Source organism: Paenibacillus periandrae (genome assembly GCF_022458865.1).
GTDB classification, from domain to species: Bacteria; Bacillota; Bacilli; order Paenibacillales; family NBRC-103111; genus Paenibacillus_S; species Paenibacillus_S periandrae.
In genome coordinates this window covers 67,374-91,748 of sequence record NZ_JAJNMU010000023.1, presented here as the reverse complement: position 1 = coordinate 91,748, position 24,375 = coordinate 67,374, and the positions used below count along the sequence as shown (strand labels likewise).

The following is a 24,375-nucleotide window of genomic DNA, read 5'->3' as shown; positions in this document are numbered from 1 at the left end:
TTGATCTTTCTTTGTTGGCATACAGGCGATCCGCCAACACGGGAAGTCAAAAAATTTAGCTAAGGAGAAAAAGTGTGACAACTTTCGAACCAATTATTCTGCAAGAAGAATCTGCGCCTATGCATGCCGCTCAATGCGAACGATGTGAGCTTTCAAAGCAGCGTAATCGCGTTATATGGGGGGAAGGCAACCCCGACGCACCGATATTCATTCTATTGGATAACCCCGGTTCGAGAGAAGACAAGGAAGGAAACTCTTTTATTTGCGGTACACGAGAAACCTTGCAGATCGGAATGAGAGAAGCCGGACTGGATGTTGCCCTGGTTTATGTGACTTACCTATTAAAATGTCGCCCGATACGAGCCTATAACAAGCCGCTCGCTAGAGAAGCTTGTTATTCGCATTTACAATTACAACTTAAGGAAAAAAAACCTTTTTTACTGATTGGTTTAGGTAATGTTGTAGTCCAAACGTTATTTCCAGACCATGAAGCAGATGTAAAAAGTTACAGGGGAAAATGGCATGAGTATCAAGGGGTACCTATTACATTTTCTTATCACCCGTTAGCTGTGCGCCGAAGACCAATACTCATGAAGCATTTCGTTGAGGATATAAAGTTTGTTGTGGAGAAGTTTAAGAAAAATATATGAGTTTAAGCAAAACAATAACTTTATATAAGGGGTGAGCATCGTGAATTTACAACCTGTAGATTCTTCGTTTTTTCAGCAGCCCACACTTGATATGGCCCGTTCTTTGCTCGGAATGCTCTTAGTAAAGGAAACGGAATTGGGAACAGCCTCGGGATGGATTGTAGAAACAGAAGCGTACATTGGCCCGGAGGATCGTGCTGCACATAGCTTTGGGAATCGAAAGACCCCAAGAACGCAAGTCATGTTTGGTCCCAGAGGGGAGAAGTATAGGGGCCGTTTCAGTCGGCCCAAGGGTCGGTATTGCGAATAGTGGCGAAGCGAAAAACTTCCCATGGCGTTTTTGGGAGTATGGAAACCCATTCGTATCCAAGTTCAAATCTTAAAAAATAGACGTAGGACGGTACTACAACCTGTTAGTGTAAATTGATCTCACAATTCTAAAAGGGAATGGCCATAAAACCCATAAATTCCAGAAATATGAAAATTAATTTCGGTAACTCGTTATAAGACAATAGTAAAGAAGACGCGATAAGGAAACTTCTGAAATACTTTTTCCGTAAGGGAGCGACAGTCTCGCAGTATTTGAGCCAACGTCTGCAGTAGACCAGGGTTGCGATGAATGGGATTTTTAATATAAATACAAAAAAGCCCTTGATCCCGAAGGAAAGAGGGCTAGGACATTTAGGGAGTGTTAAATACACATTTTATAATTTCCTCATTCACACAAGAATACTCTCATCATTAGAATCTTGTGGTAATTTAATACAGTTGATCTTAGGACAGTACTGTTTCATTCCATCCCACTTTCCCCATATACATCCGCGGCATTTTATGGGTTGTCTAAGTTTTATTTCAATAGTCAAATCTATTCTCCCTTATATTCATTGATTTATTTAAAACCAGTAGTACGGTTAAGTCTGAACGAGTTCAGGCCTTTTGACTTGGAGTGGTGGAGGTACAAGCCATCCTTTTTCCTTACTCATTTCTAAAATCTTTAAACCGAGACTCGCTTTTGTCGCATGATATTTAGCGAACAAAGCACCAACATCTTCTCTGATAGACTTGCCCATAACTTGACTGCATGCTACCAGACCAGCAGCAGTATCCACTGCAATGATTGCGGCAATTTCCTGATCGGTAAAACGTGCACCAACTGGGATCTCTTCAACCTTCACTTCCGGCCTTGTTGGCAGCGATGGAGATGGAGTAATTCCGTTATGCGTAAGTATAGTGTCACATTCGCTTATTTCGAGCTCTGCCTGATCGATTATAGCGGCAAGTATTTTTTTGAGATCGTAGTCGCCAGCATGATTTTGGAAGGCCCGGTTCTTAGATACACAACCCTTAGCTGTCATGGAAAACTGCCATACATCGTAAATTTCCCCATAATGTAATGGCTCATCCTTAGGGTTACCGCTTAAAATACCCATCGTAACAACTCCTTAAATGAATTGGTTGAACGAAAGTATTTTATCCTAAGCTCAAAAATATATCCCAGATACTTTTTTTCGTTGACATGGGTAAATAGACGGCTGTATCCAGGCGCCGTCTATTTAGGTTAAGCGATGGGATGGTAAAGAGGAGTTGGCGATTCTCCACATCATATTTTATGAAAAGCCATCAAGAGGGGAACTACTACTAATACTTCGACCAAACGCACATATTTTTGCCCGTCCAATCACGTAGCCGCTGACATTCATAACATACTCCATACAAGACGAAAGGAGGAATAACTATGGGTCTCGGAGTTGGTGGAATTGCTGGAGGTTGTGGAGGCTATGGATTAGGAACAACTACAGGTGTCATTCTTGTACTTTTCATTTTACTAGTTATTATTAGCCGCACTTTTATCTAAATAAGTCCTCATTCAGAGAATAAGCAAAAGCCCTCTTCCTTTGGGATCGAGGGCTTTCTATCTCTGAAGCCGTCAGCTTCTTTTCCACGATCTGCTCTTCAGTTAAATTCCCATCCGTTCCTTCATGCTCGATCGATACTGAATATACAAATTCGGGTTAACACCTGGATTGTCGTGCACAACTGGCGTATTAGCTGAAGCAATTTCCTCAGTTAATGGAGGAGTACCAGGGTAGCGCCAACAATTTGACGTTTTTACGCTAAACATTAGCGGACAGAGAAAGTTGGTTTTGCAGTGCTTGAACCGCTAATGGAAATTAAAGGACAACGCTTAGAGTAGAGAGGTTTCTCAACAGGCTGACCATATGGTTCAGCTCGTTTTTAGAAAAATTCCTTTAAGTAAACTAAATATTTTATCATTATATACTTAACTGCCCCGAAAAGCATTAACGAATCCTGCTTGAATTCACTTGTCCAGCGGTACAAGGTATTGTCAGACACCTCGACTTTGTTCATTTTTCGACTGGCATTAAGCTGCTGACTCGTGAAATCAATTATGCTATCGTCGTGTTGGCCACCACGGTGGAGGTGGACATATGAATATTTTCTGTTTGGACTAAGTCGAATTGTTCATCTGGCCTCGGTAATAATGGCAATGATTCTGATGTTTCGACCTGCAGCCAATAAATATTTTCTTGCAGGGGCTTAAACGTTATGATCGTTCAATACGACGGAGAACGATATCGGAATAATATACTCGATGACAAAGCTGCCGCGCGAACGCCAGCTTTGTTGCGCTAACTGGCAGTTATGCATGACGGTATCAAAGCAAGAATACTTTCCACTAAAGTTCTTGCAAGTGGTGTATGGTAAAATAAGGGACGGATTAACAAATCCGATAGCACAAAAATCAAGGAGCAGGCAACTGCTCCCTGTTCTCGTTGAATTAACGCAAGCCAAATTGTCTTTGGTGGTTAACGGGGATATTACTTGAGCGTGCATAGTTTCGAGTTAAATTTCACTCCGACAAAATTTTATGGGCAACCACCGTGTGGTATTACTTGTAATTGGATGTTGGTTCGTAGAGGTTCAGTGCAGCACAGTCGATTGGACTAATGGAATCACTACAGATGGTACGGCATGAGGTGCAACGAGTTACCATTGCTTTTAATCGCATATTCAAAACTTTCTTCCCGGAGGAAAGGAATGGAGATAAATCTTTGGAGAAGGGTAGATGAGATGGGAGGAGTTTTGAAGTCATTACGGCAAAAACCTGAATTATTCGAAGCCTCAGTCATCTCGGGGATCTTGTATACTGATTGATAAAGTCAAATCGTCTCAGTAATGAGGCGGCTTTTTTTGCGAATCTTAAGAATGGAATATCGTCTGAAGAAATCAATATTGCCAGATGAAGGATTGTAGATAAATTAAACAATTATAGATTTACACTTATATCCTGTGAATATAGACTTTGTATTAAATTCCACACAGAGAGGTGACGCCTTGAAAACTGCAGTTTCTGTCATTGCGAAGCACAAATATGTTTATCTTATGCTACTGCCTGTGCTTGCATACTACTTTTTATTTCATTATGTTCCAATGGCCGGGTCTATAATCGCTTTCAAAAATTATGCACCTGGGCGTGGCATTCTGGACAGTCCGTGGGTAGGTCTGGCCAATTTTAAAGACTTCTTCCAAAGCGTGTATTTATGGCGGCTCATACGGAACACCTTAACGATCAACTTATATGAATTGCTGTTCGGGTTTCCTGCCCCTATTATTCTCGCGCTTATGCTCAATGAAGTTCGAAGCCGGTTCTTCAAACGGTCGGTACAGACGATCACCTATTTGCCTCATTTCATTTCTGTGGTCGTGACGGTAGGTATTGTGCTTGACTTCTTTTCCTCAGACGGCATCATTAACGCGCTCGTGACTGCCTTCGGCGGAAAGCCGTTGTCCTACATGACGGAGCCTAATTTGTTTTATTCCATCTATGTAGGCTCTAACGTCTGGCAGCAGCTCGGGTGGAAAAGCATCATCTACCTTGCAGCGCTAAGCGCAATCGATCCTACTCTTTATGAAGCGGCTAATGTGGATGGAGCGGGCAGGTGGGCCAAATTAAAACATATTACCTTGCCGGGCATGATGCCGATCATCGTCATCATGCTAATCTTGCAAATCGGGAATATGATGAGTGTCGGCTTCGAGAAAGTGATGCTCATGTACAATCCATCCATTTACGAAACAGCGGACGTCATTTCGACCTTTGTTTACCGAAAAGGGCTGCAGGATATGAATTACAGCTACAGCACAGCCGTGGGTCTGTTCAATTCGGCAATCAACTTTACACTCTTGATTTTGGCAAACACGATCAGTCGCAAAGTAAGTGAAAACAGTTTATGGTAGGAGGTGAGCTGTAAACGATGATGCTACAGCATCGATCCATTCCCAGCCGCATTTTTGATATTTTCAATGTATTGCTGCTTCTGCTGTTGGTGGTGGTGACGGCATATCCTTGCCTATACGTACTATTTGCTTCCATCTCCGACGGTGTTTCACTGAATACCGGAAATAAGCTTCTATTTTGGCCAAGAGGCTTGCAACTGGAATCCTATAAAAGAGTTTTTGTTAACCCTATGTTGTGGGTAGGATATCGCAACACACTTATTTATGTGGTGTTGGGTACGGCCCTGAATTTACTGTTAACCTGTTTTGCGGCCTATGGACTATCTCGTCCGTATCTGCCTGGTAGAAAAACAATGATGAAGCTCATCATCTTCACGATGTTTTTTTCCGGAGGGATGATTCCGTCCTATCTTCTCGTGATGAATCTGGGTATGATCAACACGATTTTTGCCATGATCATTCCCGGGGCAATCAGCACATGGAATTTGATCATCCTTCGAACATCTTTTATGGCACTCCCCCCGAGCTTGGAGGAATCTGCCAAGATGGATGGAGCCAATGATTTTTTGATTTTGTTCCGCATTATCATACCACTGTCTCTACCCGCTTTGTCAGTGATTCTGCTCTACTACGCCGTAGGACATTGGAATGCATTTTTTGATGCGCTTATATATCTTAGAAAAAGAGAAATGTTTCCAATCCAAATGGTTTTACGCGAAATTCTGATTTTGAACGATTCTTCCATGCTGGTAGGTATGACCGATTCTGTTGATCGTATGCAGGAAGCCATACCGCTAAAATACGCAACTATCATTGTGTCGTCACTGCCTGTTTTGTTTCTATATCCATTCCTGCAGAAATACTTTGTGCAGGGCATGATGATCGGCGCGATCAAGGAATAAGCGGTAACTTTGCGCATTGGATGCTAAAAAATGATTTCCAGGAGGTTTACATGAAAAAGTTATTCCATAATAAATTCACAGCCTGCACTTTGCCCGTACTGCTGACCTTTAGTATGTTATCCGCCTGCACCTCGCTGACCGCTGAGAATTCCGCAGAAGGCTCCTCGCAGATCGACTCGGCGAAGAAAATGAAAAACATGAAGGTGTTTGCGGAGATGGGCAGTTGGGCATCGCAGTCCATCAAAAATTATGGGGAGAATCTCGTGTTTCAGGAGATAGAGAAGAAAAGTGGCGTGAAAGTGGACTGGATTCATCCTCCATCCGGTCAAACCAAAGAGCAATTTAACTTGATGATCGCTTCCAACGATTTGCCGGATGTGATTGTTTATGACTGGTTCAGTGTACCTGGCGGGATGAAAAAGTATGTGGATGATGGAGTAATCGTTGATTTGACACCTTACATGAACAACAATGCGCCTAACTTCATGAAGTTACTGAATGAAAAGCCGGAAGCCAAAAAGCAGAGTGTGGACGATTCCAGCAAGTTTTATTGTATGCCGATGTTGCGCCTCTCGGATTCACTCCGGGTTGTTAGCGGACCTCAAGTACGCATAGATTGGCTCGAGAAACTCAATCTGAAAAAGCCGACGACGATCGACGACTGGTATAATATGCTTAAGGCATTTAAGGTCCAAAATCCGAGTGGTTGGCCGATGACCGGTCAGAAGTTTACAGGTGGCAACGGTATTGGCAATCTTGTGGGAGCCTGGGGGGTATCCTATGATTTCTATCAGGACAATGGCAAGATCCAGTACGGACCGATGAACCCTAAGTTTAAGGAAGCATTGACATTTATCAACAAGCTCTTCAGTGAGGGACTCATTGATCCGGATTATATGCTCAATAACCGTGACAAACAGGATGCTAAGGTAACGGGCGGGTCATCCGGGGCACTGTTTGCGGTACAGCCCAGCAATTTTATGAAAACCATGGTGGAATCAGGACGCGACTCGAAGTTTCGCATGGATGGCGTATCTTGGCCAGCTGGGCCGGCAGGTAAGCCTTACTCGCTGGACAGCTCGTACACCTATGAAGTGGTAGCGCCTTGCGCAGCCGTAACTAAGAAAGCCAAATATCCAGAGGAAATTGTAGCTTGGCTGGATTATGCATATGGACAGGAAGGTAACATGCTGTTCAATCTGGGCTTGGAGAACATGACCTACACTATGAAAGACGGCAAGGCTGAGAATACCGAACTAATTACTAAAAATAAAGACGGATTATCTTCCTCGGCGGCATTGGGTAAATATACAATGGCGCTGAACGGATGGGCGATGTCTCAGGATGTCCAGTATCACCGGCAGCTTATGATGCCTTATGGTTATCCCGCAGCCGATAACTGGCGCAACGCCGACGTAAGCCTAATTGTGCCTCGTCTGACATTTACGGCGGAGGAAACCCAGCAGGTGGCACGCATTAAAACTGAAATCGATACGTATGCTCAGGAAATGTTCGATAAGTTTACAACCGGCAAAGAACCTCTCGCTAACTTTGATAAATTTACGCAGCGTTTGAAGGATATGGGTATAGATCAACTGACCAAGACCTACCAGGCTGCTTTTGATCGCTATCAGAAGCGGGGAAATAACTAATAAATCAAGTGTCTCGCATGCAATAGGCGTTTTTAGCTCGCGAGGCACTTGTTTTTATAGGCTGAAGTTATAAAATATGAGAAGAAAGCGAGATAGGCTTATGAATCAGCGAATACCCGAAAATCTGCTATGGCTTGGTACTCAGGGAAATACGGAAAAAATGTTCTTGACAGAGGAGCAATGGCGAAAGGAACGGCGTCCCGAGATCCTTGAGCTGTTTCGGCAGCATGTCTATGGAAGAGCGCCGATAGATCGTCCCAATAGTCTGCGTTTTGAGGTAATCGATCATAGTAGTGGTTGGATGAACGGAAAGGCTGTAAGGAAGAAAGTAGAAATAATGTTCGACGGTCCCGGAGGAACGGGAGTTATTCACCTATATCTTTTTGTGCCTGCCACTAGTAGCCAGAGGGTTCCCGCTTTCCTGCTCATCTGCAACCGGGATAAGGAGAATATGGACCCCGATCGCGAGGTGCAGAGCCCGTTCTGGCCAGCCGAGGACATCATATCGCGAGGATATGCGGCAGCAGTTTTCCATGTGGAGGATGCAGATCCCGATTTTAATGATGGGTTCCGCAATGGAGTGCACGGCATATTTGACCCGCCGCAGACTCCTAGATCCGGTGATGCTTGGGGAACGATTGCCGCATGGGCCTGGGGTGCTAGTAGAGTCATGGATTATTTAGAAACTGATCCGGACATTGCTGAAGATCGGATTGCAGTGGTAGGCCATTCCCGCGGTGGTAAGACAGCTCTTTGGTGCGGCGCACAGGATGAGCGCTTTGCGCTTGTAATAAGCAACAACTCCGGCTGCACGGGGGCCGCGATCACCCGGGGGAAGAAGGGGGAAACCGTTCAAGATATCAACCAGCGTTTTCCTCACTGGTTTAATGAAAATTACAAAAGCTACAACGGAAGTGAAGAGGTTTTACCCATCGATCAACACATGTTGCTTGCCCTTGTTGCACCGCGGTTACTCTATGTCGCTAGTGCGACGGAAGATACATGGGCAGATCCTGAATCGGAATTTCTGGCTTGTATCCACGCCGATCCAATCTATAGGCTGTTGGGCTTAGTCGGTTTCGAAGCGGATGGCCCTCCGATGCCAGAAACTCCGCTGCAGCAAGGCCGAATAGGGTACCATTTAAGAACGGGAAAGCATGATTTGACCCGGTATGACTGGCATTGCTTTATGGATTTCGCGGATGCTCACATGTGAAGGTAACTAGAATTTCCATGATTATTGTATAATCAAATAGGGTATAAGATACAAATGAACAGGGGAAGTGGTTAGGATGGGACTTTGGAATTCAAAATTCAATCTAAAAAAAGGGAAGCTGTTTTTATGGTTTTTAGTCTCCTATACGCTTATCCTGATCATCCCCTTGGGTATCATCTCCTTCATCGTTTACGGCAAGCTTTTGGGAACCTTGGAACAAGAGACGGTGAAGTCAAATATAACTATCATCAATCAAGCTCGCGATACGATCGATATGAATTTAAAACAGCTCGATCAGGTAGCCTTTGAATTATCCAATAACCCGGGCGTCTATGAGTTTACATCCAATCAAGAGATAGATGTGGTGGAAACCAATATCAAGCTAAAAGGTATTATTCGGGATATTAATATTTCCAGCACCAACGTGGGCAAAAGCTTTTCGGACGCAATTGTTCTATATTCTTTAAAGAATGACATTTTCGTATCCAACGTTACCAAGTATGAACCTGATTTTTTCTATGAAACGTTCATTAGAAACGCGAGTATGCCTTTTCCAGACTGGATTTCACAGGTGAAGAGCATCTCCGGGCGGCAGTTCTGGCCGTCCGTTAATACTATGGGGGCAAGCAAGGCAGGGAAACAAATAATTACGTATTTACAACCGCTTACACAATACGGAATCAGCAATCATGCGGTGCTAATTTCTTTACTGCCGGAAGACAAGGTGTGGGGGTTCTTTGGCAGTGGAGAGATGGATGCAAGAAGCTATCGTGCCATACTGGATACAAACAATAAACTGATAACTTCAGCACCGGATTCCATTGAACCGATTCCTGTTAACTACGATGAAATTTTCCAAAGCGGTCGGGAGCATCTGTTCTTCAACTACAACGGAAAAAAATATATCGTCATTGCTGCAGCTTCCCACGTTTTCGGCTTGAAATATGTAAATATACTTCCGGTTACAGTACTCATGGAGAAAATCTCGTATCTCAAAATATTATTTTCTATCGCCCTGGTGATCTGCGTTTTACTCGGAATCACCTTGTCGTTTGTGTTTTCTGTACAAAACTATAAGCCGATCAACAGTACCCTACAATGGATTCTGATGAACCGCAAAGACCGAACGGTAAGACAAAAGGGAGATTATGAAACGATTCTCAGTAACATTCAGGGGATGCATACAGAGAATCATATGCTGGAGAATCAGCTGCACAAGCAGCTTCCCGTCCTGAAAGTTCACTTCTTGCTTAGATTGATGAAAAATAACACGATTGATATGGGTGAATTGAACGAACTGCTGGAGTTTTATACCATCGGGTTTCCTTATGATTGTTACACGGTGGCCGTCGTGAATATCGATGATTTCAGCGGTTTTGTAGATTCTGCTACGGGCAAAAGCAGAGCCCGTTTTGTGGTCTGCAACGTCGGCGAAGATCTGATCTATAGTATTGGCTACGGTTTTGCCTTAGAAATTGAGGAGGATAAGGTGGCTTTACTAATCAACATCGATGCGGATTCTGACAAGGAAAGCAAGCATGTCATGGACGAGTTGCTGCGACGTCTGCAGGATTTCTTAAACAACAAATTCAAAATTGAGATCAGCGTCGGGGTAGGGAACCGCTACCGCTGCTTGGAAATGATCCATCAATCCTATAATGAAGCCATGATCGCTTTGAATTATGGGTTGATCCGGGGAAGTAGCATGATCAATTATTTCGAACAGACTCGAAGAATTTCTAACCAATTCAATTACCCACCGGAAAAGGAAAACCAGCTGATTGTTTGCGTTAAGACAGGAGACTTAGGCACTGTGGAAAGTCTACTTGACCAGATTTATGAAACTAATTTCGTAGAGCGGAAGCTTTCTCCTGAGATGATTCACTGTTTACTTTACAGTATTATAAGCACCTCTCTACGAATACTGGAGGAAATCCAACTTGATTACTGGGATATTTTTGACGATGAAACGGATGTGTTCCAGGAAATGAGCCAGAACAAGGACGTTGAGGCTATTTTCTCCGTAATCCGTAGCATGTTCGGCAGACTATGCCATCTAATCAACGAGAAGAAGGGTAAGGGCAATATTCAATTACGAGATGGAATTATCCAATACGTTTTCAGGCAATATTCCAATAAAGAACTCTCACTGGTTAAAGCAGCAAATGACTTTGATATGTCTCCTCCGTACTTGAGCACATTCTTTAAACAGCAAACCGGATATAATTTCTCTGATTATTTGAACCGCTTGCGAGTTCAACAAGCAAAGGAGCTCCTTGCGGACGAGAATCATTCCATTCAGGAGATCGCCGATCAGGTCGGCTATAACAGCGCAAACACATTTATACGGATATTTAAAAAATACGAATCCGTCACTCCTGGACAATACAAGGAGAGCCGGCGCGTGAGCGCGGGACCGGAAACGCTTGGTATGAGTTAGGCATCGACATAATAACGATTCAGTACTATTTCTAATATGTTGCGGGCTGGATAGTACATATGTCTGAGCAAAGGATATAAGCATCTCATTAAGATAATCATTGCGTCAATGATAATAGTAGGCTCGTTTTCCCTGCACATTGCAATTGACACGATAAATGAAAAAGAGAGCAGCATACTATTATCCACATCTTTGAATGTGATCATATTGTTATTGGCATTGTTCACCCATCACAGAGATGGGTTTTTTCTGTCGGGAATGGGATAAAGTTCTTGTCAACCGACATGATTATATATATTCGTAAAGCGATCGGTCTTCAGCAGTGTGTGGCTAACGTCTGCAGCAAATCAAGAGCTAAGGAGAGCACCGATAGTTCATCCGGATGAAGGCTGCGCGGATCTCACGCAGCTGTTCTTGGTTGTAATACCAGCATATCTGACACCAACCGCAAACGCATGGATAAAAATGTAAGGACTCTCCGCGTCTGGAGAGTTCTATTTATGAGTGATAAATGTACCCATTGCACCCTGTTTGTTAAACTAACGTATCTGTTCGTAATATAAGGTTAGCCAGATAGTTCTGGTTGACTTTTTACCGCAACCCGCATGACGATCTTGCGGCTGCATTTACTGTCCGCCGCGCGGGAAGACGCTGCAAAGACGCTAGGGAACAAGGCGTTTCCGAACAGGATATGAGTTGAAACCGATTTAAAATAAAGAATATGGCATCCATTATTCATTTGAAATTGCAAAAAAAAAGGTTCCGGTATTCCAGTGGATATCCATTCGCCTTTGAGCTTGCTCTATGTTTCGTATATCATAGGGATAGGACTTCGAGACATTCTGATGAGAAAAGAAGATCTCCAGAAAACATTTGGAGGAAGGAGACAAGCATGAACCGATTTTATAAAGAGGGCTATGAAAGGCTTACGGAAAAAGAGCGAAATGTTCTTCTGGCGTCGCTGACTGATCGGCATCCAGGGCTTGAGTTTAAACACTTTGCCAGCTTCGAACGTTTCGGCATGCACACGGACACAGCGGTCTACGGACTGGATGACAGCGAATTTGTATTTGTACCGGGTAATACGCTTACTTTAGGTTGGCATACGTTTGCCGAGGGCTTTGATGTGGATACGAAACAAGACGTTGAAGAGACCATGGAAGAATACGAGATTTTGGATAGTGAAGCATGGATTCGAAGCCTGATGTCGCCAGTTCGGACGGTTTCCCTGCCGCCTATGCTGGTAGAACGCAAGCTTCGGGAAATTGGTTGGCGCAGAGTGTTTTCAGACAGCAGTGAGCTTATTGATAAATGGAAGGTGGAAATTGAAAAGTTTGAGAAATCCTCCAGTAAAATGCTTATTTTCGATAAAAAATTGCGGCTTAGCAGATCCGACGCAGGCACCATTGTGGAGTTGTACGATCCGGTTTCGTATGAAGAGCTCCTACACAATCTTCGTTCACAAGGATTTTCCCTTCTAACTGAGGATGAGTGGGAATATTTGTGCGGCGGTGGCTCCAGGACATTGTGGCGGTGGGGGGACAACTTCATTTACAACATGCATCTTAAACATTTCGAAGAAGCGGCGCTGCAAGGTATGCCGTACGACCTGGAATTGCCTAATCAATTTGGTATTTGTATCGCCTTTGATCCCTATAAATATGAGGTTGTAGATGCCCCCTACTTCTTAAAAGGCGGAGATGGCGGCAGTTTTATATGTGGCGGTACGGGTATGGCTATCGGCTATTTACCAACGGCGACTTATTTTCGACTCTCCTATATGGATGACGAGATGGAGAAGGTCTATAAAGCGGACATCGGCGGCAGCTATACCTTTTACCGCAAAGTCATCAAGATATAACTTCGGAGGCTTGCCCGGCGAATGAAGCTTGCCTTTATTAGGTAAACCTCAATTTACATCACCATAATTTACGTTATCTGAGAGGTTCGTTTTGGCATGATATTTTCAGGATAGACTGACCCGAATAATAGAAAAAGCGACAGTCAAGGACGAGAAAATAGTTATAATGAACGAAGTCGACATCCTGTTTGCTTCTACACTGGACAATGGAACTTATGTTTCCCGGCATTATCAGCCGCCCAATCGATATGGTAAGCAGAGCCTGTCATCAAGGGGGCCATTCATGGCATGAACTAATGTCTGCACTTGCCGAAATGGCTTGATTTGATTTAGCAGAAAGGATGATAGAAATGCCAAATGATAACCAAGCCCGCCCTTCTGCGGGTTCTGTTAGAGAAACTGGTCGTTATCCCATCGACCTGACAGGTCCTCGCAGTCACACTCTTGCCATTCAGCCTGGTGTGGGTAGTCTATCCATTGGAGCATCGCATTTAGGGAAGAAGGCAGACCTTCACGTCGCGCCTGATACGCACATCGATTGGACCGTATTCGATGCCTTTGCCACACCGGCGGGCTCGCCCTGGCCGCGATTTCTATATTATACAGGCAGTGACGCAGGCTTCTTTGACTGGGCCAAGAAACGTCCCATTGAAGAGATGACGTGGACTCCAATCTTGTCTGCAGACATGGTGGTGGACGCCAGCCAGTCCAATTTGCATGGCTTGCATATCGATTTGGATCAGTCCGGAGGGCATCTAAGCCTGAAGCTTCCGAAGCGACATTACCGACTGAGTGTGTCCGGCAATCTATCACGCTTTTCGGCAACTGGCGATATGCCATCTTCTCTGACACTAGCTCCGCGTACCAGCAGGCGCAAGAATGATATTCCTTTCATGCTGCCCGCCCTCGGTGAATTGCATCAGGTGACGAGCTTGACGCTACAGAACGCGCCGCTGGGACAGCCCATCTCGCTGGAGTGTCTGAACCGCTTCCCAAACCTTAGCTCACTGAGTTTGTGGGGGAACTTCTGCGAATTGAACTTGTTGGCTCGTCATATCCAGTTAACGAATTTGGAGCTGCGCTTCATGGCTGATCTGGGTGACTTGCCACCCTTGAACGCTTGGCCTTTGCTTGGCAGATTTATCGCCTACAATGTGGAAGAGATCGCGGGCAAGCGCCTAAAGCAGCAAATGAAAACACGCGCTAAAACCCACCCGTGGACCGGTCATGCTTCAGTGAGCCAATTGCGTAAGCCTGAGTGGTGGACGACCGAGTTCGGCCGCCCGTTTTCGTCCTGGCCTAAACGTCTGGCCAAGCTAGCTAACGAAGCTTACAACGTTGCACAGGGAAACTTGGCCCAGGCCTGCAGCTTTGCCGATGCCGAGGCAGCCATTACCGCTTTTACCGTGCGTTTCAATAACCTTAAAGGCATCGAAACCACCGAACGAGAAGACCTTGGTGAAGCGGTATGGCAACTCAGCCAGTCTAGCCACCTAATTGGCCAGCCTATAACAGAGGAGATGGCTCAACGCTGGTTCGATGCGGCGCGCGATTACTGAATGAAATCAAGAATCAAGCTGAATAAGAAAGTGATTAGAGGAGGCTATCTCGTGGAAGATCATTTGCAAATTTGCATATCAAGTCGAAAAACTTTGAGAAGACTGTTGAAGCATTAAGAGAGTTAAGCGAAGGACATGGCAAAGTAGTAGGCAAGCCAAATAATGAGGGTCAAGAGATCAAAGTTGTCATGTAAGTCATTAATAATCTTAAAAAAGACCTTGCATAAACATAAAAATGCCCAATTTATTGATGTTACTCCTAGCTATACAATATTAGTGAAGGCGCATTCAATAACAGTTACTAGGGGCCATGGAATCGCCAGATGGTTCAGGTTAAGTGTCAACGGATGAAAGGTCTGGGATTTTAACAAGAGAGGTGTGACTATGAAACTTGCAATCAATGTACCGGATGCCAAAAAGATTCGTTTAATAGTGAATAGCGATGCTAAGAATGAAGCGGACGACCAGTATGCTATCGTACATGCGTTGTTAACGTCTCAGTTCGTTATCAAAGGCCTGATTGGTGCCCACTTTGGCGAAGAGAGAAGTAAAACCTCGATGTTGGACAGTGTGCAGGAAATCAATCTTTTACTGGATATCATGGGACTAACGGGAGAGCATTCTGTTCATCGCGGGGCTGAACGTGCCATGCAGGACGAGCGGACACCAGCCATATCTGAGGGTGCAGAGCTTATCGTGCGAGAAGCCATGTCAGACGATCAGAGGCCTTTGTTCGTAATTTTCCTCGGAGCCATCACAGATCTGGCAGCAGCTTATCTCATGAATCCGGCGATTGCCGATCGTTTAACAGCCGTATGGATAGGAGGAGGAGCTTGGCCGGATGGTGAATGGGAATACAACCTGGGAAACGACATTCACGCAGCTAATGTCGTGTTTAGCTCTCCGATCCCGTTATGGCAGATTCCTCGCAACGTTTATGGCAAGATGCGGGTCAGTCTCGCGGAATTAAAACGAAGAGTAGAGCCATGCGGCGCCATCGGACGATATTTATATCGCCAATTGGTAGATTTGAATGAAAGCTGGGCAAACAATCTGCATTGGCCTAGAGGAGAAATGTGGACGCTGGGTGATTCCCCGGCGGTGGGATTGCTGCTGCACGATCAGCCTTATGATTATGATTTGAAGCCTGCGCCTCGCATATCTCCAGACTTGGCCTATGTCCAACGTCAAACGGACAGACGAATTCGGGTATATCGAGATATCGACGTTAGGTTTATTTTGGAAGATATGTATGCCAAATTAGAGTTGTTCAGTGCAGAAGAGTGATTTACTTCCACGAAAACAAAGTATAGACTGGTCAAAGAAATAAGAAATATAAAGGCTGCATAGTAGCCTTTGGCCAAACACGATCGGCTGCCTTCCGTATAAATCACGAGTAGAACATGAGTATTAATAAGGAGTTCACTGCAACGTATAAAATATTTCATAACAAAACCTATAGGCTAGTACGAAAATTGGTTTCACCTCGTTACAAACACCTGTTTAAAGAAGTGTTGGTTAGTGGCTTTATTTTTGGTGATGAAGAGGTAATCCTTTCTTCGCAAATGAGAAAAGCCTTAAAAAAAGCTTGAAAAGACGCTCTAGATAGGAAAGTCGCGGTAGGATACAATTTCACTTCCGAATCTAGAGAACTTTTACATGAGAATGGATAACAGATTATATCACTGAGGGACTTCCCATGGACTGATGAAAGGCATAAAGAAATAAAAGGCGGTAGCAGATAGATTGCGAATACGTATAACCTATCTTGTTTTATGGTCTGTTCGTTGCGCTAACGAAAGACGATAGCATAGTAACGTAAAAGGCCATTCCCAAAAGGATGGCCTTAAAACGATTTCACCAGCTGCTACAGGCCTGGGTTCATTAATTCTGACTGCACCTGAAGTCGCAGTTACTCAACAATTTTAGGCTTAGGGGCGACCGGTGGTATGTATCCAAAGTATTACAAAGGCGTTCATGGTACGAGTACAAAATTGCCGATGCTCGTCAAACCTAAAAAAACCGTCAGGGCGAACTTCCCTGACGGTTTTTCTTAAAACCATGCTTTAGCCCTACGCAATTGCGCATTGTTGCTGTTGAATTTTCAAGGACCGAAGCGTTCTATTACCTTAATCCCGATTAGGGCGTCGTTACCCATTGTTCGCCGCCAGTTGCGTTTTTCTCGGATGTATGGTCAATGGAAGCTTCCTGGATTTGCTCAAATGCCCAGCTGCCGCTTGACACGTCGCTCCATTTAGATGCTGCTCCGGATAGCGGACCGCGTCCCAGCAGCTTATTCATCATCGTCACCGCTTCGGCACGGGTTAATGTTTGCTCCGGACGGAAGGTGCCGTCAGTGTATCCGTCGATATAACCGGCTGCTTTCGCCTGCGCTACCACCGATTGCGCCCAATGGCCGTTTACGTCCTTGAAGCTGTCGCCGCTGCCGGCGCTATTACTCGAAATGCGGGAGAGGATCGCTGCCATTTCCGCACGGGTGATCATTTGCTCCGGTTTGAAGCTGCTGCCGTTGTAGCCTTCCATCAAGCCCATTTTAGTCGCTTGATCGATGGCTTCTTTCGCCCAATGCGACGAAGCGACATCGATATAGGCGATGCTCGATTTCGTTGCTGTTTTATCCGATACGCGGGCAAGCAGCGCTGCCATTTCCGCGCGAGTGATGTTTTTCTCTGGCCCGAACGTGCCGTCAGGATATCCGTTGATGTAGGCTTTGTGCGTTATTTTGTTCACGCCTTCGGTTTTGACAACGGTAAATGTACTGAACTTCGTAACGGTAAATTGAATGCCGAGCTTGCCGCTGGCATCGTAGTTCACAATTTCTCCTCTGACAAATTCCTTCGTTCCATCACTATGCTCGATAAACACACCCAAATTGTGCAGCTGTTGTTCAGTGAGGGAAGAGGTGTCGCCTAATGGAATTACCAAGGTGACTGGTCGGTTTTGCAGGTTGGTTTCAATTGTCATCGGTCTGCCAACAATGCTGATGTTGTCATTGCCTACGGCAAGACGAACTTCCTGTTCTTTCTTAACACGGTCTTCGACGGCCTTGCGATCGTTTTCGGTCTTAATCGGCACGAAACGGAAGTAGACGTCGTCCGTAAATCCTTCAAGCGAGCTTTTCGGAATGTCAACACGGCCGTTCGCTGTAGAAATTTCAACACCTACGTTACCTTTCACCAGGCTCTCGGTGGAAGTTTTCGGTATCGTTACATTGACTTCGGACACTTCGTCTTTCGGATCGGGAATGACGATTCTAGCGGAGTCAGATCCCGCCGATTTAAGCTCTTCCACCGTCTTGTTGGCTTGGTCAAGCGTAAACGTCACCGCGTCTGTCTTGCGGCCATTGGTATCGGTTGTACGGTTGATTGTAGCCTTCGACACCACAGAACCGCTCGCAGTCACGCCGTTTTCTACGTTTATGGTAATCGTTTCGCTTGGTGAATAAGACGAACTGGAGCTGGACGAACGGTGAGGCTTCTGAAGATCGATCGTTGCCGTATATGGTGTCGCCATTTCATTGCCTACGAGGTCTTTCAGATTCATATAAACGGTCTTGGTTCCATTGTCATACGAAAGCGTCCATGCTTTCGTAGTGGCATATGGTTCCCAATCGCTCCAAGTGACACCATCGTTGGAGAAACGCATTTGTGAAAGACCCGAGCTTAGCGGTTCGCTGTAAGCCAGAAGCCCCCACATGGCAGAAAGCGAATTGTCCGCGGACGCTAGCTGTCTGCTTAAACTTGCCAAATACCCGGTGTCATTACCGTCAATCGTCAAGGTTACATCTGTTGTATTCGTCGTTGCCGCTCCGCTATTAATGGTGAGCGCCGTCGCTGTCGGAGCGGTCTTATCAAAGATCAGATTGCTATCGTCTGTCGTGCTGCTTGTCGATGCTTCCGGCGGATTGCTGCCCACGCGGATCGAGAATCGCACTCGTCCGTCGTAATCCGAATCTGTGAATGTATAAGATGCGCTGTAAACATTATTGCTGACACTCGTGACCGACACGTCGTGGCCTGCAATGGATGCGGTTAACGCCGAGCTTGTCGGCTTGCTGAGCGAAAATGTCAGAGTGGCGGTGTCGCCGACTTTGGCGTATCCCCTTGCCGTGTTGCTGCCGGTGATGCTGACCGGTGTTATGCTAAGTGGCTGCTGCAGTAGAATACTCGCGTTCACTGGCTCCGTCATTTCGTTACCCGCTTTGTCCTGCAGCTTCATATAAACGGTCTTGGTGCCGTCGCCATCTGTCAGCGTCCATGCTTTCGTCGTCGAATAAGGCTCCCAGTCGCTCCAGTTGACATTGTCGTTAGAGAATCGCATTTTCTCGACACCCGAACCAGCTATCGGTTGCGGTCCTGCACCAGCCAATAAGGCTTTAATGCTCCAAACCGACTGATCGATGGAAGCCAGTAGAATCGGCTCTGCCGCTGTTCCTGCGAACGGAAGCGAATTTCGCGATCTTGTGGAAACAATTGGGGTAAATAAGTCCGAACCAACAATGTCTAGCGTTACCGCTGTTGTATTTGTTGAAGGCGCTCCATTATTGATCGTAATTGTGCCTGTCGGATTCGTTTTGTCGTAGAATACAGCACTGCTGTCCGTTGTCGTTCTAATCGTCCGCAATGAATGTCCTTCGTCTTGCGCACTGATCGCAATAGCGATAATTCCTTCTGCATGTTCCGATCCCGTGAACCTATACTGCGCTTTATAAACATTATTGCCGACACTGGTTACAACTGCATCTCGAAATGTGAACTGTACCGTGGGCATCGCGCTTGGCGCCTTACTGAGCGTAAACATCAAAGTGGCCGTGTCGCCGACTTTGGCATACGTAGGATTTGCAGGCACTTGGTCGCCCGTTGTGATGGTAACCGGGGAGACCACCATCCTGGACAGATGGATCGTGTAAGCCGGGCTTGGAAAATTATTAAAAACCGCACCATTGGGGACACTGGCAACGACGTATATATCATAATTTCCGTCGTTAAGTGGAGTGCCAGGGCCTATAATGCCGGCATTGATAGTTGAAATGCTAGAATTGCTTGTCCAATTGTGTATTCCCGTGCCTCCCCCAGCACCGCTGCCTGCCAATGAATCAAGTGGTAGCGGATTCGTGCCATTAAATGATGACCCTGCAGGCACCATATACACATTGTGATATTGAATGGTAGCCACTGGAGATATAGTATTCCAACTCACCTGCATATCAAAGCCGTTAGTAGTCGAATTATAAACCGCTGAAGCATCAGTAATATTTACAGAAACACCAGGCTCTGCATGGGTCGGTCTGCTCCAGAAAGAAACGGCACACAATAAAGCCAATAAGAGCAGCAGTACAGTTTTCCTCATCTGAATAATCGTCATATGTTCCTCCTAAAATTAATCTCAAGATGTCAATCTTTCATACTTCTGTACTACGAGTTTGTAAATGTTCTCTGTACTTGTTTCCTCCCTCTCCAGCATACGAGATTTATTATAGCACGTTAGCAAACGAAATAGGATAAAAATTTAGGTCTTTATTCCTATTAAACTATATTAAAATTATATAAAATCTATATAAATTCGGTCTAAAGTTCGGTTTTTAGACAATTATTCGACATTCCGACAGACAAAAGTTTCTTCTATGCTCTGCAGACGTCTTCCTGGGAAAATGACGCAGCGGACGAGCCGGCTCATTCTGGCCATGGCTTCGGTACATACCGGCTGATCTTGCATGTGCCTGCTTCCGACTTGGGTAGGAACAAGTCCTTATTTATCCAATCGATAGGAAGTGCCTACCGGCTTTGGATTGACGGCGAAGAGAGACCGGGACTCGGCATAGTCGGCAGCAGTCTGGAAGAGGTGCAGCCGCAATCCCATTTTAATTTAGTTTTTTTCAGCCTAAGCGGGAAAAACTGGAACTAATTATTCAGTGTCCAATTATTCTTTCCGCGAAGGGGGAATTAACAGGGAGATCGTCTAGGGCGATAATGATGCTTTGATTCCCCGCATACGCTTAGATTTAATTATTTTCGTTATGGACAAGTGAGGATTTTGAGCAAACAGGCGAAAAATAGACTTACATAAATAAACGGCAACGGTGGCCTCTGAGGCCACAGCATGGGAGGGCGTTCACAGATAGCGGAAAAACAACCCCGATGTCTGGGCTGAAAAACGGAAGGCAATCAACTGCAGCAGTCCCATCGAAATGCACTGGCACATGACGAATCCCTCGATCGCTTGGATCGTTTTCTGGATGCGCTGCCGGTCCTGTTCGTTTTTTACGGTTTCTAGCGGATGAGCTTCCTCTTTTTTCAAAAACCGATTCAGCTTTGGTATGGACTTGCTCCAGAAGCGGTAGCCGAAGGCATGGGTGACCTGCTTCATTTCCCGAAACGTACACTCAATTTTGAAGCGATAGCCGTACAAACGGATGATGTCTGGGGCCGCCAGGCTCAAATCCGTACTGACCAAAATGGAGCAGCGGCCCTCATGCACCACCAGCACAAAGCGTAATTCCTGATACAAGCCCTGGCCTCAAAGCAGATCCAGGCACAGAAACTGAACGGTCTCTTCTTTGCCGTACAGCTGAAGGGTTGTGGTTTGAAAATCGGCAGCGCGAGTCGCGAACAGCACCTACATTTGACCGTCTGGCCTTTTTTCGGCGGTCGGCCCCGTCCCGGCTTTTTTTGCAGGGGGACGTTGGTAGGCGACCACGTTCGATTTGGCTTTGGTCACTAGGTGCATGCGGGTTTCGGAAGCGAGGTGGCACGTATTCAGCCGTTCCAAGGCAGGAACCGACAAGAAATATCGATCCCAAAGCAACAGCGCTTGACCGAAACTTTTCGCGGCATCGAAGCTCTGCTCAATCATCTGAACGACATGGAAGGTGTTTCCTCGCGGACTTCTTCCAACCCAGAATGGTTTGGACACCGTCTTGTAGATTCATAAACAAGGGCAAGCAGAACCACTTCCGGGAATAATGGGCAGTGGCTCGGGAGCAATTTAGAAGAATTGTATCTCGTAATGAATTTAATGAAGGGTCAAGTATTCTCTTGCTGAATATATACGGAGCCATGGGAGGTCGACAATCACTAACACCTTCTCGTAGATTGGAGGGTATTTGTTGTATTCTCTAACGGAGCCACAATCTCTTGAGCCGATTCTTTCGAGGCTTCAATAGCATGAATAGGACTAAATGATGGAGGAAGAGAAAAGTTCTTGTTAAGATATATGAACTGTTTTACAATGAAGCTATTAAGAACGGTGTTTCCGGAGCGTAAGCTGTCTGGTTCTTATGAATATCATCAATTTAATTGAAAGAGGTACATATGCATATTAATCATCAAGCCAAGATACCTAACGATTCCACTAAAACTGCTGATACGAACTCACCGGAAACGGTTGAAATGCAGTCGCGTGGTCTTCAATTATCTGCTGATGCAATCGTACAACGACCGATGAACGTAAATTCGATGAATTCAAATCAATTGTTACAGCTGCAGCGTACGATTGGCAATCGTGCTGTTGGTGAGCTTTTCAAGCAAAATGCCAGCAGGTCTGCTGAAAAATCGGAGACACCGAAAGAGACGCCGATACAGCAGCCAATAAATCAATCAGCCTCAACTCCTTCTATACAAAGAAAAGTGTACATCAAAAATAGAGTATTCAGTGGTTTCAGGAACAAAACGAAAACCAGTCACGGTAGTGTAGGTGAGGGTGAGCGAAATGTTAGTAACATGTTGAATGATTTTCCATCCCGATATTTTAATAGTAAAGATGAGATGAAACAGTATGCGGGTAAATCAACTGAAAAAGTGGGTTATGTTAGAAAGAAGGGCACTTGGGTTCGTCTCCCTAATAAGCTGCTTGTGCTTGGTGAAGAGCATGCGGCAGTTAATCTTTCAGATATCACAGCAGCAGTAGGTACCGATAAATATATGCATGAAGGCTTTACTGAATATCCAGCGGAGGCAGCAAGTAACCCCGAATTAACGAATGATATGCGAGCACGGGACGAAGTCATTAATCAAAAGTTTAAAGGGGCCGAGGGAGAAAGAAGTCACAGGGCTGAGAGCTTTTTTCCCAAAATATTAAGAGCATTAAGTGGACTTAGTGTGGATGAAAAAAACTATCAGATTCAAGGATCTACTGTGGAATTAAATTATTTGGTAATGGGTATTCATTTTGCTTCAAGTGCAGACGAAGAATCCAATCTCTTTCAAACTTATATGCTTCATAAGGAGATGTGGGATCAAACCGCTGCTGCAATTTCATCGCAGGAAAGCTCAGATGTCGCAGTCACGACAGAGATGAGGAAAGAAGGCAGCAGTGCATTGTTCAAAACCTTTTATCGAGATCTGACAGCCTATGCTGAAGACAAGATACAACAAGAGCAGGAGTCTGCGCCTGAGAAAGACAAAGCCTCTTTCGAAGACAAATGGCATCTTGCGAGTAAGGATTACAGTGAGGACAAGGAATCACCGATGATGAAGGCAGAGAAGGCAAGAGATTTCTCGATGTTCCAGCATATTAAAAAAGCAAAAAATGAAGGGTACTTGTTATACGGTCTCGGCGAACTTCATAGGCAGCGTTTAAAGGAATTGCTAGACAAGGAAGGCATTGCTAATAAAAATATTGACACGTTTATTAGTGAGCAGGAAACGAATCATCCTCAAAGATAAAAAAAGCTCACAGCACGGTTGTTTGAACTGTGACCCGGAAGATAGACACTTTTAAAAAAAGTGCCACCTTCCGGGTCATTTGCATTTATAATGGAAGTTATCAGAGAGAAGCAAGGTCTAAAATGAGAGATAGTAGCAAGGTCCCAGTGAACCGACGTCGCTTTACGTGGTTTAAATCAGACAGTTAGAAGCAAATGCTAATGGGTGGAGGGTAGCGAGCATTGCCGGACAACCTATATTATTAGCAGATGAAAAACCAAATCCCAATATAAAGATATATGTAAATAATGTAGAATTTACTGAACTTTTACAACCTGTTTTTCTTAATAATTCTGGTCCCTTATTTCAATTGCGTCCACTCATGGAGCACCTTGGATTTCAAATTACATGGGATGATAAGTCCAAATCAGTTTTAGGTGTAAGTGTTAACGATACTTTTAGAATAAAAATGGATTATGGGTTCTCTTATAGTTCTATTGAGAAGAAATTAATTGATGGAAATGCTTACGTATCTTTGAACCTTCTCAATATTACGAATCAATATTTCAATTTTAATGAAAAAAAGCGAATCAGGAATATGGGCTTTTGGTGAACCACGCACAAACAAAAATATAAAAATACTCTCAAAAGAGCCCACTTAAATAATTGATTGTATGCAGACACAAAACCTCACTTATGCGACAATTAAGAAATCAAAGACTACTGTAACCTATATCGTTTGCCGATTTGGGACAAGAACGTGTATCATTAACCGTTAATTGAGATCATTATCAACGAATATGTAAAAAGAGAGAGCACTTTTATCTCTTGATTTTAAAATAAACATGGCAATTCAGCGGATTTACTCATTACGCACGCGGATAAGGCAAGGTATGTGTCAAAAAAGACAGGCACCCCGGGTTTGTGAGAAGGTTCGTGAACACCTGATGTCGGAAGTCAACATCATTTACATTCCCGACGGAGTAAACATATGAATAGTGAATTACCCGAAGACACGAACAAAAAAGCTTTCATAACTATAAAATAGCTTCTTTTTTGCTATAAGTGTGGAAAAAATTGCACTGTTCACCTTTAGATCGGAAGGAGTTCTCAATCCTTTTTGAGGTTGAGATAAATGAGGGCACGGGTAGCAGCACAAAATGTCTATCTTT

19 protein-coding genes and 1 pseudogene are annotated in these 24,375 nt (G+C 44.7%); 16 read left to right on the top strand and 4 right to left on the bottom strand.

Annotation, left to right across the window (positions count from 1 at the left end):
• The first annotated feature begins 119 nt into the window (after positions 1–119).
• Both LRL21_RS32795 and LRL21_RS32790 read left to right on the top strand, forming a co-directional pair.
• Positions 120–650 carry a uracil-DNA glycosylase gene (locus LRL21_RS32795; protein ID WP_240420094.1) on the top strand — a complete coding sequence of 177 codons (531 nt, stop codon included), beginning with the start codon at positions 120–122 and terminating at the stop codon, positions 648–650.
• Between the two features lie 91 nt (positions 651–741).
• A pseudogene (locus LRL21_RS32790) lies at positions 742–1,033 on the top strand (DNA-3-methyladenine glycosylase).
• A 528-nt stretch (positions 1,034–1,561) separates the two neighbouring features.
• Here LRL21_RS32790 and LRL21_RS32785 read toward each other — a convergent pair.
• The gene (locus LRL21_RS32785; protein ID WP_240420013.1) at positions 1,562–2,080 is read right to left on the bottom strand and encodes a DUF3231 family protein; all 519 of its coding nucleotides are present in this window, start codon (positions 2,078–2,080) and stop codon (positions 1,562–1,564) included.
• 305 nt (positions 2,081–2,385) lie between these two features.
• On the opposite strand from LRL21_RS32785, the gene LRL21_RS32780 reads away from it, so the two are divergent.
• The 12 genes from LRL21_RS32780 (at position 2,386) to LRL21_RS32730 (ending at position 16,132) form a co-directional block, all read left to right on the top strand.
• On the top strand, positions 2,386–2,505 hold the full coding sequence (locus LRL21_RS32780; protein ID WP_240420012.1) for a YjcZ family sporulation protein: 120 nt from the start codon (positions 2,386–2,388) through the stop codon (positions 2,503–2,505).
• A 759-nt stretch (positions 2,506–3,264) separates the two neighbouring features.
• Positions 3,265–3,498, top strand: a complete 234-nt coding sequence (locus LRL21_RS32775) for a hypothetical protein (RefSeq protein WP_240420011.1) — start codon at positions 3,265–3,267, stop codon at positions 3,496–3,498.
• 557 nt (positions 3,499–4,055) lie between these two features.
• Positions 4,056–4,910 carry an ABC transporter permease gene (locus LRL21_RS32770; RefSeq protein ID WP_240420093.1) on the top strand — a complete coding sequence of 285 codons (855 nt, stop codon included), beginning with the start codon at positions 4,056–4,058 and terminating at the stop codon, positions 4,908–4,910.
• Positions 4,911–4,930: 20 nt separating this feature from the next.
• On the top strand, positions 4,931–5,812 hold the full coding sequence (locus LRL21_RS32765) for a carbohydrate ABC transporter permease (protein ID WP_240420092.1): 882 nt from the start codon (positions 4,931–4,933) through the stop codon (positions 5,810–5,812).
• A 50-nt stretch (positions 5,813–5,862) separates the two neighbouring features.
• On the top strand, positions 5,863–7,464 hold the full coding sequence (locus tag LRL21_RS32760; RefSeq protein ID WP_240420010.1) for an extracellular solute-binding protein: 1,602 nt from the start codon (positions 5,863–5,865) through the stop codon (positions 7,462–7,464).
• A gap of 100 nt (positions 7,465–7,564) precedes the next feature.
• Entirely contained in the window at positions 7,565–8,680 is a 1,116-nt protein-coding gene (locus tag LRL21_RS32755; RefSeq protein ID WP_240420009.1) for an alpha/beta hydrolase family protein, read from the top strand.
• A 76-nt stretch (positions 8,681–8,756) separates the two neighbouring features.
• Entirely contained in the window at positions 8,757–11,120 is a 2,364-nt protein-coding gene (locus LRL21_RS32750; RefSeq protein WP_240420008.1) for a helix-turn-helix domain-containing protein, read from the top strand.
• Positions 11,121–12,012: 892 nt separating this feature from the next.
• Positions 12,013–12,981: a formylglycine-generating enzyme family protein gene (locus tag LRL21_RS32745; RefSeq protein WP_240420007.1), complete on the top strand. Its 969-nt coding sequence runs from the start codon at positions 12,013–12,015 to the stop codon at positions 12,979–12,981.
• A 166-nt stretch (positions 12,982–13,147) separates the two neighbouring features.
• Positions 13,148–13,273 (top strand): hypothetical protein, encoded by a 126-nt coding sequence (locus tag LRL21_RS45870; protein WP_275901026.1) that lies wholly within the window; start codon positions 13,148–13,150, stop codon positions 13,271–13,273.
• Positions 13,274–13,331: 58 nt separating this feature from the next.
• Entirely contained in the window at positions 13,332–14,540 is a 1,209-nt protein-coding gene (locus tag LRL21_RS32740; RefSeq protein ID WP_240420006.1) for a hypothetical protein, read from the top strand.
• A gap of 384 nt (positions 14,541–14,924) precedes the next feature.
• The gene (locus LRL21_RS32735; RefSeq protein ID WP_240420004.1) at positions 14,925–15,827 is read left to right on the top strand and encodes a nucleoside hydrolase; all 903 of its coding nucleotides are present in this window, start codon (positions 14,925–14,927) and stop codon (positions 15,825–15,827) included.
• 116 nt (positions 15,828–15,943) lie between these two features.
• Complete coding sequence (locus LRL21_RS32730; protein ID WP_240420003.1) at positions 15,944–16,132, top strand: hypothetical protein; 189 nt, start codon at positions 15,944–15,946, stop codon at positions 16,130–16,132.
• A gap of 547 nt (positions 16,133–16,679) precedes the next feature.
• Here LRL21_RS32730 and LRL21_RS32725 read toward each other — a convergent pair.
• Positions 16,680–19,925 (bottom strand): S-layer homology domain-containing protein, encoded by a 3,246-nt coding sequence (locus LRL21_RS32725; protein WP_240420002.1) that lies wholly within the window; start codon positions 19,923–19,925, stop codon positions 16,680–16,682.
• A 366-nt stretch (positions 19,926–20,291) separates the two neighbouring features.
• Here LRL21_RS32725 and LRL21_RS32720 point away from each other — a divergent pair, with 366 nt between their 5' ends.
• On the top strand, positions 20,292–20,465 hold the full coding sequence (locus LRL21_RS32720; protein ID WP_240420000.1) for a hypothetical protein: 174 nt from the start codon (positions 20,292–20,294) through the stop codon (positions 20,463–20,465).
• 207 nt (positions 20,466–20,672) lie between these two features.
• Here the strand turns inward: LRL21_RS32720 and LRL21_RS32715 are convergent, their stop codons facing one another.
• The gene (locus LRL21_RS32715; protein ID WP_240419999.1) at positions 20,673–21,068 is read right to left on the bottom strand and encodes a hypothetical protein; all 396 of its coding nucleotides are present in this window, start codon (positions 21,066–21,068) and stop codon (positions 20,673–20,675) included.
• 108 nt (positions 21,069–21,176) lie between these two features.
• Positions 21,177–21,413 (bottom strand): hypothetical protein, encoded by a 237-nt coding sequence (locus LRL21_RS32710; protein WP_240419997.1) that lies wholly within the window; start codon positions 21,411–21,413, stop codon positions 21,177–21,179.
• A gap of 458 nt (positions 21,414–21,871) precedes the next feature.
• Between LRL21_RS32710 and LRL21_RS32705 the strand changes: the two genes are divergently transcribed.
• Positions 21,872–23,224, top strand: a complete 1,353-nt coding sequence (locus LRL21_RS32705) for a hypothetical protein (protein WP_240419996.1) — start codon at positions 21,872–21,874, stop codon at positions 23,222–23,224.
• Positions 23,225–24,375 lie beyond the last annotated feature (1,151 nt).

Excerpts from the sequence above, each read along its gene's own strand:
- LRL21_RS32795 (WP_240420094.1), top strand. The coding sequence starts at position 120 with ATGCATGCCGCTCAATGCGAACGATGTGAGCTTTCAAAGCAGCGTAAT.
- LRL21_RS32785 (WP_240420013.1), bottom strand. The coding sequence starts at position 2,080 with ATGGGTATTTTAAGCGGTAACCCTAAGGATGAGCCATTACATTATGGG.
- LRL21_RS32780 (WP_240420012.1), top strand. The coding sequence starts at position 2,386 with ATGGGTCTCGGAGTTGGTGGAATTGCTGGAGGTTGTGGAGGCTATGGA.
- LRL21_RS32775 (WP_240420011.1), top strand. The coding sequence starts at position 3,265 with ATGACAAAGCTGCCGCGCGAACGCCAGCTTTGTTGCGCTAACTGGCAG.
- LRL21_RS32770 (WP_240420093.1), top strand. The coding sequence starts at position 4,056 with ATGCTACTGCCTGTGCTTGCATACTACTTTTTATTTCATTATGTTCCA.
- LRL21_RS32765 (WP_240420092.1), top strand. The coding sequence starts at position 4,931 with ATGCTACAGCATCGATCCATTCCCAGCCGCATTTTTGATATTTTCAAT.
- LRL21_RS32760 (WP_240420010.1), top strand. The coding sequence starts at position 5,863 with ATGAAAAAGTTATTCCATAATAAATTCACAGCCTGCACTTTGCCCGTA.
- LRL21_RS32755 (WP_240420009.1), top strand. The coding sequence starts at position 7,565 with ATGAATCAGCGAATACCCGAAAATCTGCTATGGCTTGGTACTCAGGGA.
- LRL21_RS32750 (WP_240420008.1), top strand. The coding sequence starts at position 8,757 with ATGGGACTTTGGAATTCAAAATTCAATCTAAAAAAAGGGAAGCTGTTT.
- LRL21_RS32745 (WP_240420007.1), top strand. The coding sequence starts at position 12,013 with ATGAACCGATTTTATAAAGAGGGCTATGAAAGGCTTACGGAAAAAGAG.
- LRL21_RS45870 (WP_275901026.1), top strand. The coding sequence starts at position 13,148 with ATGAACGAAGTCGACATCCTGTTTGCTTCTACACTGGACAATGGAACT.
- LRL21_RS32740 (WP_240420006.1), top strand. The coding sequence starts at position 13,332 with ATGCCAAATGATAACCAAGCCCGCCCTTCTGCGGGTTCTGTTAGAGAA.
- LRL21_RS32735 (WP_240420004.1), top strand. The coding sequence starts at position 14,925 with ATGAAACTTGCAATCAATGTACCGGATGCCAAAAAGATTCGTTTAATA.
- LRL21_RS32730 (WP_240420003.1), top strand. The coding sequence starts at position 15,944 with ATGAGTATTAATAAGGAGTTCACTGCAACGTATAAAATATTTCATAAC.
- LRL21_RS32725 (WP_240420002.1), bottom strand. The coding sequence starts at position 19,925 with ATGACGATTATTCAGATGAGGAAAACTGTACTGCTGCTCTTATTGGCT.
- LRL21_RS32710 (WP_240419997.1), bottom strand. The coding sequence starts at position 21,413 with ATGATTGAGCAGAGCTTCGATGCCGCGAAAAGTTTCGGTCAAGCGCTG.
- LRL21_RS32705 (WP_240419996.1), top strand. The coding sequence starts at position 21,872 with ATGCATATTAATCATCAAGCCAAGATACCTAACGATTCCACTAAAACT.